The organism is Prochlorococcus marinus str. SB, assembly GCF_000760115.1.
GTDB classification, from domain to species: Bacteria; Cyanobacteriota; Cyanobacteriia; order PCC-6307; family Cyanobiaceae; genus Prochlorococcus_A; species Prochlorococcus_A marinus_D.
The window spans coordinates 1,013,798-1,029,228 of sequence record NZ_JNAS01000002.1; the positions used below are offsets into that span (position 1 = coordinate 1,013,798).

Below are 15,431 nucleotides of genomic sequence, written 5' to 3' on the forward strand. Positions count from 1 at the left end.
AATTACAAATCTAAAGATATATCTACCAGTTTAGCCACAAGTTGTTCAATTTTTAAACCTGAAGCTTCCCAAAGCATTGGAAACATACTGTTTTTTGTAAAACCAGGAATTGTATTTATTTCATTTATTAAAATTTTATTTGAGGATCTTTCTATAAAGAAATCTACTCTTGCAAAACCGAAAATATTTAGTGCTCTACAACTTTTAATAGCAATGTCTTTAATTTCTTTTGCGATTTTAGAATCTATTTCGGCTGGGATAATTATTTTATTATTTGAGTTATATTTTGAATCGTAATCATACCAATCACTTTCGTAATTTATCTCGCCTATCTCAGAGGTTAAGAGTTTTGAATTCCCAATTATTCCGCATTCAATCTCCCTTACCTCTAAACCTTCCTCTATTAAGATTCTTGGATCTATTTCCCGAGCCTTTTCTAATGCTAGTAATATTTCCGATTCATTTTTGACTTTGGAGATGCCAAGAGATGATCCAGAGTTCGATGGTTTAACAAAAATAGGAAATTTTAATTTTTTTAAAATTTCATTAATTATTTTATTTTTTACTTGCTTATCGTTGAGATCTTTATTTTGAAAAACTAGATAATTAACTTGTGGAAGATTGAGATTTGAGAAAATTGTTTTCATCAATATTTTATCCATTCCAAGTGCAGAGCCAATAATTCCGCACCCGACTAAAGGTTTCTTAGTAAATCTAATTAAGCCATGAATTGATCCGTCTTCACCATTAAATCCATGTAAAAGAGGAAACCAAATATCAATATTTTGAAATTCAATTCCGTCAAGGAAGTTAATTTTTTCTTGATTAAAAATTTCTTGTTTTTTTGTTTTATAGTCTTCAATTTTACCAATTAGGATTTTTTCTGAAATATCACTATCAAGCCAATCTCCATATTTGTTTATGTAAAAGGCTTTAACTGTAAAACGTTCTTTGTTTATTTGTGCATTAAATGCTTGAAAAACTGTTTTTGCAGAGGATATCGATACTTCATGTTCATTGGAATCTCCGCCAAATATTAACCCAATAAATTTTTTCTTTCCCCCGATCATTTAAAAAAATTTATAAAGAAAGTTCTCCTGTTAAAGAAAAAGGTCTTGCTTCATTTATCCTGACATTTATCTCATCTCCCAACGAAAAATTAAAGTTAGTGTTTTTGGGAATCTCTACGAAAGTTAATCTATTTGTTCTAGTTCTACCCATCATTTGAGAGGAATTTTTTGGATTTAAACCCTCAATTAAAACGCTTTCGATATTATTGATATATCTTTGATTTCTACTCTTAGCAGTTTTCTCGACTAAATCATTAATTTCCTGTAATCTAGCTTTTTTTACCTCTTCGGAAAGTTGATTAGTCCAAACTGCTGCAGGCGTATTTGGTCTTGGAGAGTATGCTGCTGTATTTACCTGATCAAAGCCAATTTCTGATATTAGTTTTAAAGTATCTTGATATTGTTGTTCGGTTTCTCCCGGGAAAGCAACTATTGCGTCAGCTGTAATTGAAGCATCTGGCATTAATGACCTTATGTTCTCGATAATATTTTTATACTTTTTAATAGAATATCCTCTGGACATTTGCTTTAAAATTTCATCATTTCCACTTTGGAAGGGGATATGGAAATGTTCACAGACTTTATCCAGTTCATAACAAGCTTGAATCAACCTTTTTGAAAAATATCTTGGATGACTAGTAGCAAATCTTATCCTGCGAATTCCTTTAACATCATGAATATAATACAAAAGATCAGTTAGGGTATTCTCTTTTCTCCCCTCTTTTGTAGTTCCTGGAAGGTCTCTACCATAAGCATCAATGTTCTGACCCAAAAGAGTAATTTCTTTAAAATTATCATCAGCTAATTTTTGTATCTCACTTTTTATCGCAATTGGATATCTTGATTGCTCTTTTCCTCTGACAGAGGGGACTACACAATATGAACATCTTTCATTACATCCATAAATGATATTAACCCAGCCACAAATAGAGCTTTCTCTTCTGGCACTTGTTATATCTTCAGAAATGAAGGTTTCTTCTGTAGCAGCAACTTGATTTCCTAAATCAACTTTCTCCAGAAGATTCTCAAGATTATTTACGTGTTGAGGCCCCATAACCAAATCAAGTTCTGGGACTCTTCTTAGTAAGGATTCTCCTTCTTGCTGAGCAAGACAACCTGCAACAACAAGTTTTAAGCTAGGTGTTTTGTGCTTTCTTTTTGCTTGTCTTCCTAGAAAGCTATAAACTTTTTGCTCTGCATTATCTCTAATAGTGCATGTATTGTACAAGACCAAATCGGCATTTAATTCATTATCTGCTCTGGTGTATCCCATTTTCTCTAATGTCCCAGCCATTCTCTCAGAATCAGCCTTGTTCATTTGGCATCCAAATGTGGTTATCCAATAACTGCCAGTAGTTGAGTTATTTTGAGTTTTTTTTTCGTCTGATTTTGTTTTTGTTAGCACTTTGCTAGGAATTTTTTATGATTCTTTAATTAAAAAATACAAGTTAAATAATTTTGCTGCAATATTTTTGAGGGCGAGCGAGGGGATTCGAACCCCCGAATAGCGGCGCCACAAGCCGCTGCCTTAACCACTTGGCGACGCCCGCCTCACATTTATAAATTTAACAACTCAAGGGGAATTTTTCATAGTTATTTTTATCTTTTAGCGAAATTTGAATTATTTTCTAATTCAGTAAAGTTTTCTTATGATTTAAAATAAAAGAAAATTTAAAAACTTGAGTAATTCCGGCACAGCTGAGGTTCTTATTCCCAGAAGCCTTTGTTTAATAGAAGATATAGATAACCTCATTATCGATTTAGAGGATTTATGTTCAGTTTCCATTAGTTGGGAGTATGGATTTGTTTCTGAGTTAAAGCCTTTAAAAAATAAAGTTACAAAACCAAAAAATATTTTATTCCCAAGATTTATTGAAACGCATTCGCATTTTGATAAATCTTTTACATGGGCAGACTTTCCTAATCTGGAATCAAACTATGGAGGAGCATTATCAGTAAATCTTGAAGAACATAAAACTAGAACTACTGATAAGGTTCTTGAAAGAGTTGAGAAATCATTAAAACTTGCAATACAAAATGGATACCGAGCTATTAGAAGTCATATTGATACTTACAAAAGTCAGTCTTTTGATATTTGGATTGAACTTTTTAAATTACAAAAAAAATTTTCATCTGAGTTAACGTTACAATTCGTTGCTCTAGCACCATTGGAATTCTGGGATACAACTAATGGAGAAGATTTGGCAAAAATGTTTTCCTCTAATGGAGGTATTTTAGGAGGTGTAATTGTTCCTCCTTTCAATAAAAAAGATACAAGTAAATTTCTCGCAAAGATGCTTCGTCTAGCTAGTAAATATAAATTAGAAATTGATTTGCACATAGACGAATCGATCATTGAGCCTGGAGCGGGAATAAAAGTTTTATTGGAGACAATCGAAAATTTAAAAATTAATAGTATTCCAATAACTTGTAGTCATTTGAGTAGTCTTATTTCTCTAAGTCATAGAGAGATTTTAAATTTAGGAGAAAAAATGTCTGAGAAAAATATTAAAGTTGTTGCTTTACCTCTAACAAATTTTTGGCTGCTCAATCGAAGTAATCAAAGTACCTCATTAAAAAGACCAGTTGCTCCAATAAAGCAATTACAAAAATCACACGTGGATGTATCTCTAGGTAGTGATAATGTTCAAGATCCCTGGTACCCATTTGGTAATTTTGATCCTTTTTATATGTTGTCTTGCTCGATACCTATGCTTCAATTAAATCCCTGGGAGAGAATGACTCTATCTTCTATTTTTTTAGCTCCAAGCAGATTATTAAACTTAAAGTGGGATGGTTTAATTAAGAAGGGATGCCCTGCTGATTTTGTGATTTTAGATGCACAAAGATGGGCAGATGTTTTTTCGAGTTCCTTAAAAAGAAAAGTGTTTATAAAAGGCGATTTATATTGCTAATCCGCTAATTTATATACAAAACAATAAGAATCTAATTGATGACATCAAATACTCTTAAATTTATAGAAAAATTTAGGGAAGTTAAAAACTTAGAGATTATTGAAAGTCAATCTGACATAGTAAGACTTTCAAAAGATTTTTATAACTACTCTCCAGTCCTTACTGAAAAATTAGACAAATGTATTGCTGATTTAGTGGTAAGACCTAGTGATCATAACGCAGTAAAGGAAGTAGCAGAAATTTGTTGGGAATTTTCTATCCCACTTACTTTAAGGGGTTCAGGTACAGGTAATTATGGACAAGCTGTCCCATTGTTTAAAGGAGTTGTAATGCATATGAGTCACTTTAATAAGTTAGAAGAATTTGATCCTGATACAGGTTTTGTAAAAGTACAGTCTGGCTGTGTTATGGGAGATTTGAATAAACAATTAGAGAAATATGGGAGGGAATTGAGGTTGCTTCCTAGTACTTGGAAAACTGCAACAATTGGAGGTTTTATTGCAGGTGGATCAGGAGGTATTGGTTCAATTAGGTGGGGATTTTTAAGAGATCCAGGAAATCTTATTGGTTTAGAAGCAGTAACGATGAATGAAAAACCTGAATTATTAAAATTTGATGCTGAAGAATCCGAACCTCTTAATCATGCTTATGGGACTAATGGAATAATTACTTCTTTACTACTTGCTACTGATATCAAACGTAAGTGGTATTCAATAGTTATCGACTGTATTGAATTTGAAGAAACAATAGAAATATTAAAAAATCTCACCAGCGCAGCAATTGATCTGAAACTAGGAGCAATTCTTGAAGAAGAAATTGTAGATCAAATGCCAAAATGGTTTAAAACTAATTCTAGAACTCACAAGATACTAATTCAATCTAGTCTTGGAGGAATAAAAACTATCGAGCTAATTTGTAAAAAATTCAAAGTTCAATCTACCCTCCTTGGGGAAGAAGAAAAACTCGTCAATGGAATTTCTGAAGTCGTATGGAATCATACAACTCTTCATATGAGGTCTAAGGATAAAAATTGGACCTATTTACAGATGCTTTTGCCACTTAATGATGAACTAAAATTGATTAATTTTTTGAGAAAAAAATGGGGAAGAAAAGTTCTTTGGCATTTAGAGGCAGTTTCTCAACAAGGATCACCAAGATTAGCTGCTTTGCCTGTATTAAGGTGGAATGGGATAGATGAATTGAATGAAATAATTGAAGATTGCAAGAAACTTGGTGCGTTTATTTTTAATCCCCATGTTTTAACTGTCGAAGGCGGAGGCCTAGGAGTGGTTGACGCGGATCAAGTAAAAGCGAAATTAAAATTTGATCCTAAAGGGCTATTAAATCCTGGGAAATTGGAAGGTTGGGAAGTAAAGGAACAATTTAATACTTAATATTTCTGTTTATTTGTAAATTTAATAAATTCAGCAACTAAAAAAATAGAACCCGTTAGGACAGGATGATTAGCTGGCCATTTTTCTAGGGAAAATAAATAATCAATGGCAAGTTCAAATTTTTTAAATTCAATTGTTTTTTGAAGGTCAATTTCTTTAATCTGAGAAAGATCTTTTAATTGCCAACTAGGTTGGTTTGGCACTGGCACAAGTAATAAGTGATCATTTTTCTTTAGAAGCGTTTTTAATATTGCGTAAAAATCTTTTTGTCTTTGGACACCTAAAATCCAATAAATTCCTTTATCTTCATTCTCCCAATTATTTCGCTCATGAGAGAGAGCTTTTGCAGCAGGATAATTATGCGCACAATCTACAAGAATTTCTTTGTTCAAAAAATTTATTATTTCTAGCCTTCCCTTCCAAGATGTCTTTTTAAGACCTTCAGATATGTGTGTTCCCTTAATATTAAATCCCAAATTATTCAACGCTTCTATTGCTCCAATAGCTACTGAAGCATTTTGCTTTTGAAAAATTCCTTTTAAGCCAAGCTCATAGCTTTTCGAAATTGAATCTTTCCAGATAATTTCTGCTCCAACCTCTTTAACTTTTTTGGTTATTAAATTTTCAACTTGACTATTTTGTTTGCATGAGATGACAATTGAGTTTTTTTCAATAACTGCTAATTTTTCTTCGGCAATTTTTTCAATAGTATCTCCAAGAAATTCTTTGTGGTCTAAGCCAATATTCCCAATAGCAATTATTGGTCTAGATTTATGGGCTGTTGTCGCGTCTAATCGTCCCCCTAAGCCAGCTTCAAGAATGAGCAATTCAACTTTTTTATTGTCAAAGAAATTTAGTGCGCAGCAAATGATTTTTTCAAAAGGAGTTAATTCAAATGTTGAAACTTTCTCTTCTATTAATCTATAGATTTTTTCAAAATCAGTCTTGTTAATATTTTTTTTATTAACTCTAATCCTCTCGCATACGTCCAAAAGGTGGGGAGATGTCGTTACACCAAAATTTCTTTTAGCTTCAAAAAGTATATTTTCTAAATATGCCGCGATTGATCCTTTCCCATTAGTTCCAATAATTTGTATCGCAGGGATATTCTCGCAAGGATTACCAAGATCTTGAAGTGCTTTTTTAATTCGTGATAAACCTAATTTGATATTATCCCTTTCATATTTGGGTGATAATTCAAAAAATTTTAAATTTGCATTTTTCAAAATTTAAATTGCTATAAATCTTCAAAAATTGAATTTAGCTTATCCAAAAGAATATTTATTTCTCTTCGCGATATAACTAATGGTGGGACAATCCTTACAACGTTCCCTCCTGCGGGAACTACCAGTAATCCTTTATCAAAAGCTTTTAATGTAATTTTTTTTGCATCAGCATAATCATCATTGATCACAAGACCTTGTATTAAACCTAAACCTCTTTTTCCGGTAATAATTTTTGGAAATTTTTTTGACAATGCTTCAAACCCAGCACTTAATTGTACCCCTCTTAGATAAACATTATTGATAAGATTTCTTCTATTTATTTCTTCTAATACAGTTAGGGCAGCTTTACAGGCGAAAGGGTTACCCCCAAAAGTGCTTGCATGATCTCCTGGAGAAAAAATGTTAGCTTTTTCTTTTACCAATAATGCTCCAATTGCATGACCTCCTCCTAATCCTTTTGCAAGGGTGAATCCATCAGGTTCAATTCCTAAATTCTCATAACCCCACATTTTTCCAGTTCGACCTACTCCACTTTGGACTTCATCTAAAATAAGAAGAGAATTATATTTATCACATATATCTCTCAGGCTTTTAAAAAATATTTTACTTCCTGGAATTACGCCACCTTCTCCTTGTATTGGTTCAACTAAAACGCCGGAAATTTTTTGATCATTATTTTCACACTCTTCAAATAATTTTTTTACCGAACCAAAATTATTAAATTTAAAAAATTTGAATCCTTGAATCATTGGTTCGAAACCTTTTTGATATTTAGGCTGTCCAGTAGCACTTAAGGCTGCCAGCGTCCTTCCATGAAAGCTTGATTCTGCTGCGAGAATAATTGATTCTTTACCTTTATTTGTTGTATTCCCGTATTTTTTAATTAATTTAATTGCTGATTCAATTGCTTCTGCACCACTGTTGCAGAAGAAGACGCTTTTGGCACAACTTATATTCGTTAAAGTTCTGCTTAATTGTTCTTGTTCTTCAATGTTGTAAAGATTGGAAATGTGCTGAATCTTTTTAAGTTGACTTGATAATCTTCTTCCTAAAACTCTATCGCTATGTCCAAGACTGCAAGTTGCTATACCAGCTACTGCATCAAGATATTTTTTACCTGTTTTATCCCACAACCAACAACCCTTTCCTTTTTTAAAAGATATATCGAATCGACTATAGGTTTTCATCAAAGTGGGAGCGGTCGGACTTGAACCGACATACCCGAAGGTGCCGCATTTTGAGTGCGGTGCGTCTACCAATTCCACCACGCTCCCAAGGCTTTTGAAAAAATGAACTTTTTCATTATAACAAAAATCAACTTATTGACTATTGTTTTGGTCAAGGAACAGTGATCAAGATTAAGTTTGTTAATAGTTAATCTTTTTGATAAAAACATAGAATTATATTTATTGCATTTGCTGACAAGAAATAAGGAAAAAAAGAGTATTTAAACATTTATGATACATTTTTGTGATTAAATACTGTTAAAACTCTTTTTTTTGAGGCGAAAGCTTCATAAATAGTAATATTGTGTTATATTTGCTAAAAAAACAAAAATGTCTAACTCTCAAGCCAAAAAATTATCTCTTAAATTTGTCCCTTATCTTTTTATAGCAGTAACTATATTGACAACATTCGGATCTAATAGTGGAACTTGGGCATGAAAGAATTCAAATTTGCTGGTTTAAATAAAATTTGGTCTAATCGCTTTTTAGTTTTGTTTATATTATTTCTGGGTTGTATTTCACTAATCAATATTGCTTATGTTTGAATGAACTTTTTTTAGTTTTAGAATATTATTGGCAAATATTTAAGCTGCTTCGAGTTTAGAAAGATTCTCAGATTTAGGTTCAATTTTATACCCATTTTCTTCAAAAGTAGTTTTACTAATCTCTCTGATAATTTTGATACCTGAATTTTTTAATTTTAATTCAAAATTTTCATAACCTCTATCTAAATGTTCTAATCCATAGATCTTACTACTACCTTTTGCGATGATTCCTGCAATTATTAAAGCAGCTGATGATCTTAAATCTGAGCCAACTAGATTCATCCCATTAATTGTTTTAACGCCTTTGATGTAAGCTACGTTTTTGTTTAGTTTTATGCGGGCACCCATTTCGTTAAGTAAATAAATATGATTCATTCTGTTTTCGAAAATTGTTTCGGTTATCTTTGATTGACCATTTGCGATTGTCATTAGAACTGTAAATGGTGCCTGCAAATCAGTAGGAAAGCCTGGAAAAGGAGCTGTTTCAATATCTACTCCTTTAATCTCTTTACTCTTGATAGAAATCGAATTACCTTTAATCGTAATTTTACTCCCACTCTCTTGAAGCTTATTAGTAACAGCTTCAAGATGATGTGGAATTACTGGATAAATTGTTATTGAAGAAGAAGTTGCAGCAGCAGCTATTAGAAAAGTTCCAGCTTCTATTCGGTCTGGAATTACTTTATGGGTACATCCGTAAAGCTTATTAACACCATCAATAATAATTGTTTCTTTACCGGAGTCATAAATCTTTGCCCCCATTTTATTAAGCATTTGGCATAAATCTTGAACTTCAGGTTCTCTAGCAGCATTTTCAATAGTAGTTCTTCCTTTGGCTAAAGATGCTGCCATTATTAAAGTTTCAGTCGCACCTACACTTGGACAATTTAATTTAATATGAGTGCCATGAAGTCTATTCTTGTTTCCCCTTGTTTTTGCCTTGACAATTCCCTCTTCAATAATAATGTCTGCTCCTAGTGCGATTAATCCATTAATGTGCTCGTCTATTGGCCTTGAACCAATATTACATCCACCTGGTAACGGTACTTGAGCCTCCCCAAATTTTGTTAATAGTGCACCTATACAAAAGAAACTAGCTCTTAATCCTTTAACAAGTTCATATGGAAGTTCTTTAATCGAAATAGTTGTTGGATCTATTTCTAGTTGGTTGTTTTTACGAACTAAATTAACTCCTAAATTCTTTAGGATATTACCCATTTTTTCAATATCAGTGAGAAAAGGTACATTTTCAAGAATTATTTTTTCATTAGTTAGTAATGATGAGGCTAATAAAACTAAGGCGGAATTCTTTGCACCACTTATTTCAACTATTCCATTTAACTTGCCTTGGCCAAGAATCTTTAAATTTTGCGATTTAAGATATGACTTTGTTTTGCTTCCGCAAATCATTCAGACTTAATTTATTAGGTTCATCATGACAAACTAATAATATTAAGTCCACCCTATGTAACGTCATGAATATTAATTAAAAGTGAAAATGTATTTTTTGATTTCTTGGAAAATAAAAATTTAATAAATAATTGATCAAAATATTTATTTAATTAAGATATAGTTGATAACAAATTTTTCAAATTACTCATAGAAAATACTTTTTTAAAAATAACTAGTAAAAACAATAATCTAGTTAAAAGATTTAGATCATTTAAAAGAGGATCATCTCCAAAAGATCAAGACTTTTTTTGCATAGAGGGTACACATCTCATTGAAGAATTGCTGAAGTCTGGAAAAAATCCCTCTAAGATTTTACTTACCGAAAAATGGCTAAGAAAGAATCAAAATCTAAGCAAAAAATTTCATGAGTCATTAATAAATATTGTCTCAGAGGAAGTCTTGGCATCTGCGATTTCAACAATTAATCCAGATGGGATAGCAGCTTTAGTAGAGATTTCAGCAATACCTAATTATCAATTTAATAGAAAAGATGATTTTGTTCTTGTTCTCGACAGAATTCAAGATCCTGGGAATATGGGTAATCTATTTAGAACCGCTTTAGCTGCGGGTGTTAATGCAATTTTTTTAGCTGGAGGTGCGCACCCATTAGGCCAAAAGGTATTAAGAGCATCCTCAGGTGCAGTTTTTCATCTGCCATTTTTAAGATTTGATGGAATTGAAGAAGAAATATTAAATTCTTTACTTAAGTCTTTGTCTGAATTATCAAATGTAGGATTTAAGATTTTCTCTACTAGTAGCCATAATGAGAGTTCAAAAAAACCTTCAAAACCTTACTGGGAAGTTGATTGGTCTAGACGTACCGCATTAATTTTGGGTAATGAAGGTCAAGGTATTAATAAAAAAATTCAAGAGGCTTATAATGAAACTATTACAATTCCGCATAGTGAGATTGTAGAATCATTGAATGTGGCTTGTGTTGCAGTTCCGTTATTACTAGAACGAAAAAGAGTCGCATACAACTCTAAATAAATAAATAAAAAGTGACTGATTCAAGTTTTGATTTTGATTTAATCGTAATAGGAGCAGGATATGGAGGTTTTGATGCCGCTAAACATGCTGCTGGTAAGGGACTGAAAGTCGCAATAGTAGAATCTTCTGATATGGGAGGCACTTGTGTTAATAAGGGTTGTGTTCCATCTAAAGCTCTTTTGGCTGCAAGTGGAAAAGTTAGAGAAATAGCTAATTATGAACATTTAGCTAAATTTGGTATACATGCTTCACCAGTAAGGTTTGAGAGATCAAAAATTGCAGATCATGCAAATAATTTAGTTTTAAATGTTAGAGAAAATTTAACAAAGACTCTGAAAAGGAGTGGAGTTGAAATTATTTTGGGCATTGGAAGAATTGAAGGAAATCAAAAAGTAGGCATAAGAGATAAAAACGGAATTGATAAAATTTTCACATGTCAAAATATTGTTATAGCAACAGGCTCTTCTCCATTTGTGCCCCGTGGAATAACTTTGGATAATAGGACCGTATTTACTAGTGATGATGCGGTTAAACTTGAGTGGCTTCCAAGATGGATAGCAATTATTGGAAGCGGATATATAGGTCTAGAATTTGCGGATGTTTATACCGCTCTTGGTTCTGAAGTTACCATGATCGAGGCTTTGGAGAATATTATGCCAACATTTGATCCAGACATCACTAAAATTGCTAAGAAGAACCTTATTCAAGCGAGAGATATAGATACAAAATCAAATGTCTTTGCGACAAAAATAAATCCTGGATGTCCTGTAAAAATAGAACTGACGGATGCAAAATCTAAGGAAGTTGTAGAAACATTAGAAGTTGACGCTGTACTAGTTGCAACTGGCAGAAGTCCTAATAGTAATAACTTAAATCTTGAGTCGGTTGGTATCGAAACAGTAAAAGGTTTCATTCCTGTCGATGATCACATGAGAGTTAAGAATGGTGATAAAATAATACCTAACATTTGGGCTGTTGGAGATGTAACGGGCAAACTAATGCTTGCCCATACAGCTGCAGCGCAGGGTACTATTGCTGTTGATAATATTTGCGGTGGTAATGTCGAAATTAACTATAAAAGTATCCCTGCAGCAACCTTTACTCACCCAGAGATAAGTTCAGTTGGTCTCTCAGAAGTTGAAGCTAAAGAGATATCTGCAAAAGAAAATTTTACTTTGGGAGTTGTCAAAAGTTTCTTTAAGGCAAATTCAAAAGCATTGGCTGAATTGGAGAGTGATGGATTGCTAAAGTTGATTTTCAATAAAGATAATGGGAAAGTATTAGGTGCTCATATTTTTGGGTTACATGCAGCTGATTTAATTCAAGAAATTTCGAACGCAATTTCAAGGAACCAAGATGTAATTGAATTATCTAAAGAAGTTCATACTCATCCTACTCTTAGTGAAGTAGTTGAGGTCGCATATAAACAAGCGGCTTCTCAAATAAAATAATATCTAGAAATAATGGAGATAAGACGCAGGCCACCAAATCCAACAGTAAGGGTAGAAAATTTAGAATATGCTGTACCTCATCGAGAAGCACAAGCAAAAAATATTCTGGAAGAAATTGTATGGCACAAGGATATTGAAATTAAAAATTTTAAAAAAATAGTTTCTTTAGAAGATCTCATCAAAAAGATTGAAAAACTTCCTACTCCCAAAGATTTTTATAAAAATATTTTGGAATCAAAAATAAAACCAGGAGTTATTGCTGAAATAAAAAAAGCTAGTCCGAGTAAAGGAGTTATTAGAAAAATTTTTAATCCTGAAAACATAGCAATTTGTTATGAAGGATTAGGTGCATCATGTATCTCAGTACTTACCGATAAAAGATTTTTTCAAGGTAGTTATGCAATACTCGAAACTGTAAGGAGATCAACTAATCTCCCTCTACTCTGCAAAGATTTTATTATTTCTGCTTATCAAATTTATAAAGCAAGGGTATCTGGCGCTGATGCAATATTATTAATCGCTGCGATTTTAAGTGATGACGATTTAATTTATTTAAAGAAAATTGCTGACAATTTAAAGATGAGTGTTCTTGTTGAAGTCCATAACTCTAATGAATTAGAAAGGATTCTAAAATTAAAATCTTTTAATTTGATTGGAATAAATAATAGGGACTTAAAGACTTTTAAAACGGATTTAAAAACATCAATAGAATTGATGCATACATATGCAGATATATTTTTAAAACAAAAAATTATTCCTATAAGTGAATCTGGAATTAATTGTGCCGAAGATTTAGAATTGCTTAGATCTATTGGAATCAAGGGAGTATTAATTGGTGAAACTTTTATGAGAGAAACTGATATTGAACAATCGTTCAATAAATTATTTAACTCGATTTAATATTGACTTAAATCGTGCTATAAAATTAAATAGACAGAGTTGTACTGAATATATATGCAGGCTGTAATTTTAACAGGTATAGTTGCTGGATTTGTGCATGTAGTTAGTGGCGCTGATCATCTGATTGCAATGGTACCAGCAGCAATTAATAATCCCCAAAAAGCTCTTAAAAATAGTTTCTCATGGGGCTTAGGACACTCTTCAGGTGTCCTCTTGTTAGCTTTTCTAGCGATTTTTATAAAGGATATTACGCCATTAAACAAATTTTCAAATATTGCCGAATTTCTAGTTGGAATTTCTCTCCTAATTGTTGGATTATTTGCTATAAAAAATTCTTTTCAATTAAGCATCCATTCGCATTCCCATAAGCATGAGAATGGAATTGCCCATCGTCACTTTCACTTTCATGTTAAGGAACAAAAAAAAAATTATAAGCACTCACATGCTTTGACAGGTTTAGGTTTGCTACACGGTATAGCTGGAGGTTCTCATTTTCTTGCAGTCCTTCCTGCTTTAGCACTACCTTTAACAAGCGCTTGCTTATATTTGATTTCATATTTGATTGGTTCACTAGTAAGTATGAATCTTTTTACTTGTTTAATATCTTTTACCACCTTTAAAGCCAGTCAAAAATTTATTAAAAGATTGATAGCTGTAGCAGGAGGGCTTTCCTTTTCTTTGGGATTATTTTGGATTCAAAGAAGTGCTTCTATTTTTTTGAATTAAAAAATTTTTTAATTTAGGAATAATTAATTTAGAGGTGACAATCCCAATTATTTTTTCATTATTGATTAATCCAAATTTATTACTATCTTCGCTAAATTCAAGATTGTCGCCAATAACCTCAATATTGTTTTGATTCACTGAATTTATTCTTTTTATTATTTTTTTATTTTTAAGTGGATGATTAAAAATAACTATTTGTCGATTTTTAAGTATTGATTTATTTTTTTTATAATTTTTAAAAAATACAATATCCCCTTCCTTTAGGTAAGGTAACATCGACTCACCACTAATAATGGCAGTTTTTCTTAAACCTAAAAAAAATAAAATAAGATTAAAAAAACTTTTGAAAATAATTCTGGTTAACTAGCTTTTACAAAAGCGTCTGATCTTCCTTTTGAAGCCCAGAAAATACTATGAATTTTTTCTACATAAACCATGAGTTCCTCAGCTTGAGCCAAGTCAATATTAACTTTGCATGCACTGCATAATTTGGCTGCCTTCCAAATGGTTTCATGTAAGTCTGGATAAGTTTCTAAGTGAACAGGTTTAAAGTAATCTGTCCATAAAATTAGAATTTCTTTCTTAGTTTCTTTTGCTTGCTCTTCTTTAACTGCGACATATCTAGAGAAAGTATTACTGTATGCAGCCCACTCTGCTGAATCAGTGCTAGAAGGAGCTTCTAACGCAATAAGTTTTTTTGTCATTGATAAAACTGCTTCAGCTGCAACTCTCGTAGATGCTGGGTCGTAAACACCACAAGGACCGTCACAATGAGCATGGACAGTAATAGGTGATTTTTTATCTAGAAAAGAATTGATGAATTTACTTAACATTTCAATTATTTGATGTTGTATATATACTACTTGGAGATTAACTAAATTGAAAAGTCTTAGATATTTTTCTTACTTAATTTAATTGACTTTTAATAATTCAACTTCAAATATTAAAGTCGCATTAGCAGGTATTACATTTCCTGCGCCTCTCGATCCGTATCCAAGCTCCGGAGGTATTGTTAATTTTCTTTTACCTCCAACTTTCATGCCTGCTACACCTTCGTCCCAACCTTTTATAACACGTCCTGCACCTAGGGGAAAGCTGAATGGAGCTCTTCCGATACTGGTATCAAATTGTGTCCCGTCTTCTAGAGTACCTGTGTAATTAACAGTAACTGTTTGCCCAGTACTAGCTTCATCTCCTTCCCCATTTATGATATCTGCAATAATTAGACCACTTTCTGTAGTCCTTGAATTGCTGTCTGATGATGTTTCTTCTGCCATAGCGAAAAGTATAGGATTTGGATCTGATGGGTCTAATTCAAATAAATTATTATTTGAGACATTTAATGATTTAGCAACAGGTGGTTTTTGTGCTGACTGAATTTCTGATTCGGCAGCATTGACAACTTGTGGTGAATTAAATTGACTGAACAGAGTTAATGAAACACAAAAAACAAAAACTGCAAAACTAATAAAGACTTCTTTCACTTAAATTTTGAAAGTTACTAAAACTAAGTCTACAGAATGAAGGTACAATAAA

Annotated in this window: 14 protein-coding genes and 2 tRNA genes; 6 read left to right on the forward strand and 10 right to left on the reverse strand. The window is 32.2% G+C overall.

The window, feature by feature from the left end:
- Positions 1 to 2: 2 nt before the first annotated feature.
- The 3 genes from EV02_RS01055 to EV02_RS01045 all read right to left on the reverse strand — a co-directional run bounded on the left by EV02_RS01055 (position 3) and on the right by EV02_RS01045 (position 2,620).
- The gene (locus EV02_RS01055) at positions 3 to 1,070 is read right to left on the reverse strand and encodes a D-alanine--D-alanine ligase family protein (RefSeq protein WP_032520237.1); all 1,068 of its coding nucleotides are present in this window, start codon (positions 1,068 to 1,070) and stop codon (positions 3 to 5) included.
- 10 nt (positions 1,071 to 1,080) lie between these two features.
- On the reverse strand, positions 1,081 to 2,475 hold the full coding sequence (miaB, locus tag EV02_RS01050) for a tRNA (N6-isopentenyl adenosine(37)-C2)-methylthiotransferase MiaB (RefSeq protein ID WP_032520238.1): 1,395 nt from the start codon (positions 2,473 to 2,475) through the stop codon (positions 1,081 to 1,083).
- 72 nt (positions 2,476 to 2,547) lie between these two features.
- Positions 2,548 to 2,620, reverse strand: a tRNA-His gene (locus tag EV02_RS01045).
- A 129-nt stretch (positions 2,621 to 2,749) separates the two neighbouring features.
- Between EV02_RS01045 and EV02_RS01040 the strand changes: the two genes are divergently transcribed.
- Positions 2,750 to 3,985, forward strand: coding sequence for an amidohydrolase family protein (locus EV02_RS01040; RefSeq protein ID WP_032520239.1), 1,236 nt, complete (start codon positions 2,750 to 2,752; stop codon positions 3,983 to 3,985).
- Positions 3,986 to 4,023: 38 nt separating this feature from the next.
- The gene (locus EV02_RS01035) at positions 4,024 to 5,379 is read left to right on the forward strand and encodes an FAD-binding oxidoreductase (RefSeq protein ID WP_032520240.1); all 1,356 of its coding nucleotides are present in this window, start codon (positions 4,024 to 4,026) and stop codon (positions 5,377 to 5,379) included.
- Here EV02_RS01035 and EV02_RS01030 read toward each other — a convergent pair.
- The 4 genes from EV02_RS01030 to murA all read right to left on the reverse strand — a co-directional run bounded on the left by EV02_RS01030 (position 5,376) and on the right by murA (position 9,786).
- Entirely contained in the window at positions 5,376 to 6,605 is a 1,230-nt protein-coding gene (locus EV02_RS01030) for a bifunctional folylpolyglutamate synthase/dihydrofolate synthase (RefSeq protein WP_032520241.1), read from the reverse strand. The two genes, EV02_RS01035 and EV02_RS01030, sit on opposite strands and share 4 nt — an antisense overlap.
- Before the next feature lie 11 nt (positions 6,606 to 6,616).
- Positions 6,617 to 7,792, reverse strand: a complete 1,176-nt coding sequence (locus EV02_RS01025) for an aspartate aminotransferase family protein (protein WP_032520514.1) — start codon at positions 7,790 to 7,792, stop codon at positions 6,617 to 6,619.
- Positions 7,793 to 7,797: 5 nt separating this feature from the next.
- A tRNA-Leu gene (locus tag EV02_RS01020) sits at positions 7,798 to 7,879 on the reverse strand.
- 536 nt (positions 7,880 to 8,415) lie between these two features.
- Positions 8,416 to 9,786, reverse strand: coding sequence for a UDP-N-acetylglucosamine 1-carboxyvinyltransferase (gene murA / locus EV02_RS01015; protein WP_032520242.1), 1,371 nt, complete (start codon positions 9,784 to 9,786; stop codon positions 8,416 to 8,418).
- 159 nt (positions 9,787 to 9,945) lie between these two features.
- On the opposite strand from murA, the gene EV02_RS01010 reads away from it, so the two are divergent.
- From EV02_RS01010 to EV02_RS00995, 4 genes are read left to right on the forward strand one after another with little or no spacing between them, the layout of a single operon-like run.
- Positions 9,946 to 10,818: an RNA methyltransferase gene (locus tag EV02_RS01010; RefSeq protein WP_342665568.1), complete on the forward strand. Its 873-nt coding sequence runs from the start codon at positions 9,946 to 9,948 to the stop codon at positions 10,816 to 10,818.
- Positions 10,819 to 10,829: 11 nt separating this feature from the next.
- Positions 10,830 to 12,269, forward strand: coding sequence for a dihydrolipoyl dehydrogenase (gene lpdA, locus EV02_RS01005; protein WP_032520244.1), 1,440 nt, complete (start codon positions 10,830 to 10,832; stop codon positions 12,267 to 12,269).
- A 12-nt stretch (positions 12,270 to 12,281) separates the two neighbouring features.
- Positions 12,282 to 13,169, forward strand: coding sequence for an indole-3-glycerol phosphate synthase TrpC (gene trpC / locus EV02_RS01000; RefSeq protein WP_032520245.1), 888 nt, complete (start codon positions 12,282 to 12,284; stop codon positions 13,167 to 13,169).
- A 54-nt stretch (positions 13,170 to 13,223) separates the two neighbouring features.
- Complete coding sequence (locus EV02_RS00995; protein WP_032520246.1) at positions 13,224 to 13,895, forward strand: hydantoin utilization protein A; 672 nt, start codon at positions 13,224 to 13,226, stop codon at positions 13,893 to 13,895.
- Here EV02_RS00995 and sodX read toward each other — a convergent pair.
- From sodX to EV02_RS00980, 3 genes are all read right to left on the reverse strand, one after another.
- On the reverse strand, positions 13,854 to 14,222 hold the full coding sequence (sodX, locus tag EV02_RS00990) for a nickel-type superoxide dismutase maturation protease (RefSeq protein ID WP_275040705.1): 369 nt from the start codon (positions 14,220 to 14,222) through the stop codon (positions 13,854 to 13,856). The genes EV02_RS00995 and sodX overlap by 42 nt on opposite strands.
- 32 nt (positions 14,223 to 14,254) lie before the next feature.
- A complete protein-coding gene (sodN, locus tag EV02_RS00985) occupies positions 14,255 to 14,728 on the reverse strand; it encodes a superoxide dismutase, Ni (protein ID WP_032520248.1) in 474 nt (157 codons plus the stop codon).
- A 78-nt stretch (positions 14,729 to 14,806) separates the two neighbouring features.
- Positions 14,807 to 15,379 carry an FKBP-type peptidyl-prolyl cis-trans isomerase gene (locus tag EV02_RS00980; protein WP_032520249.1) on the reverse strand — a complete coding sequence of 191 codons (573 nt, stop codon included), beginning with the start codon at positions 15,377 to 15,379 and terminating at the stop codon, positions 14,807 to 14,809.
- Positions 15,380 to 15,431: the final 52 nt, after the last annotated feature.

Coding starts and splice junctions, on each gene's coding strand:
- EV02_RS01055 (WP_032520237.1), bottom strand. CDS start 1,070: ATGATCGGGGGAAAGAAAAAATTTATTGGGTTAATATTTGGCGGAGAT.
- EV02_RS00995 (WP_032520246.1), top strand. CDS start 13,224: ATGCAGGCTGTAATTTTAACAGGTATAGTTGCTGGATTTGTGCATGTA.
- trpC (WP_032520245.1), top strand. CDS start 12,282: ATGGAGATAAGACGCAGGCCACCAAATCCAACAGTAAGGGTAGAAAAT.
- EV02_RS01025 (WP_032520514.1), bottom strand. CDS start 7,792: ATGAAAACCTATAGTCGATTCGATATATCTTTTAAAAAAGGAAAGGGT.
- EV02_RS01035 (WP_032520240.1), top strand. CDS start 4,024: ATGACATCAAATACTCTTAAATTTATAGAAAAATTTAGGGAAGTTAAA.
- murA (WP_032520242.1), bottom strand. CDS start 9,786: ATGATTTGCGGAAGCAAAACAAAGTCATATCTTAAATCGCAAAATTTA.
- sodN (WP_032520248.1), bottom strand. CDS start 14,728: ATGTTAAGTAAATTCATCAATTCTTTTCTAGATAAAAAATCACCTATT.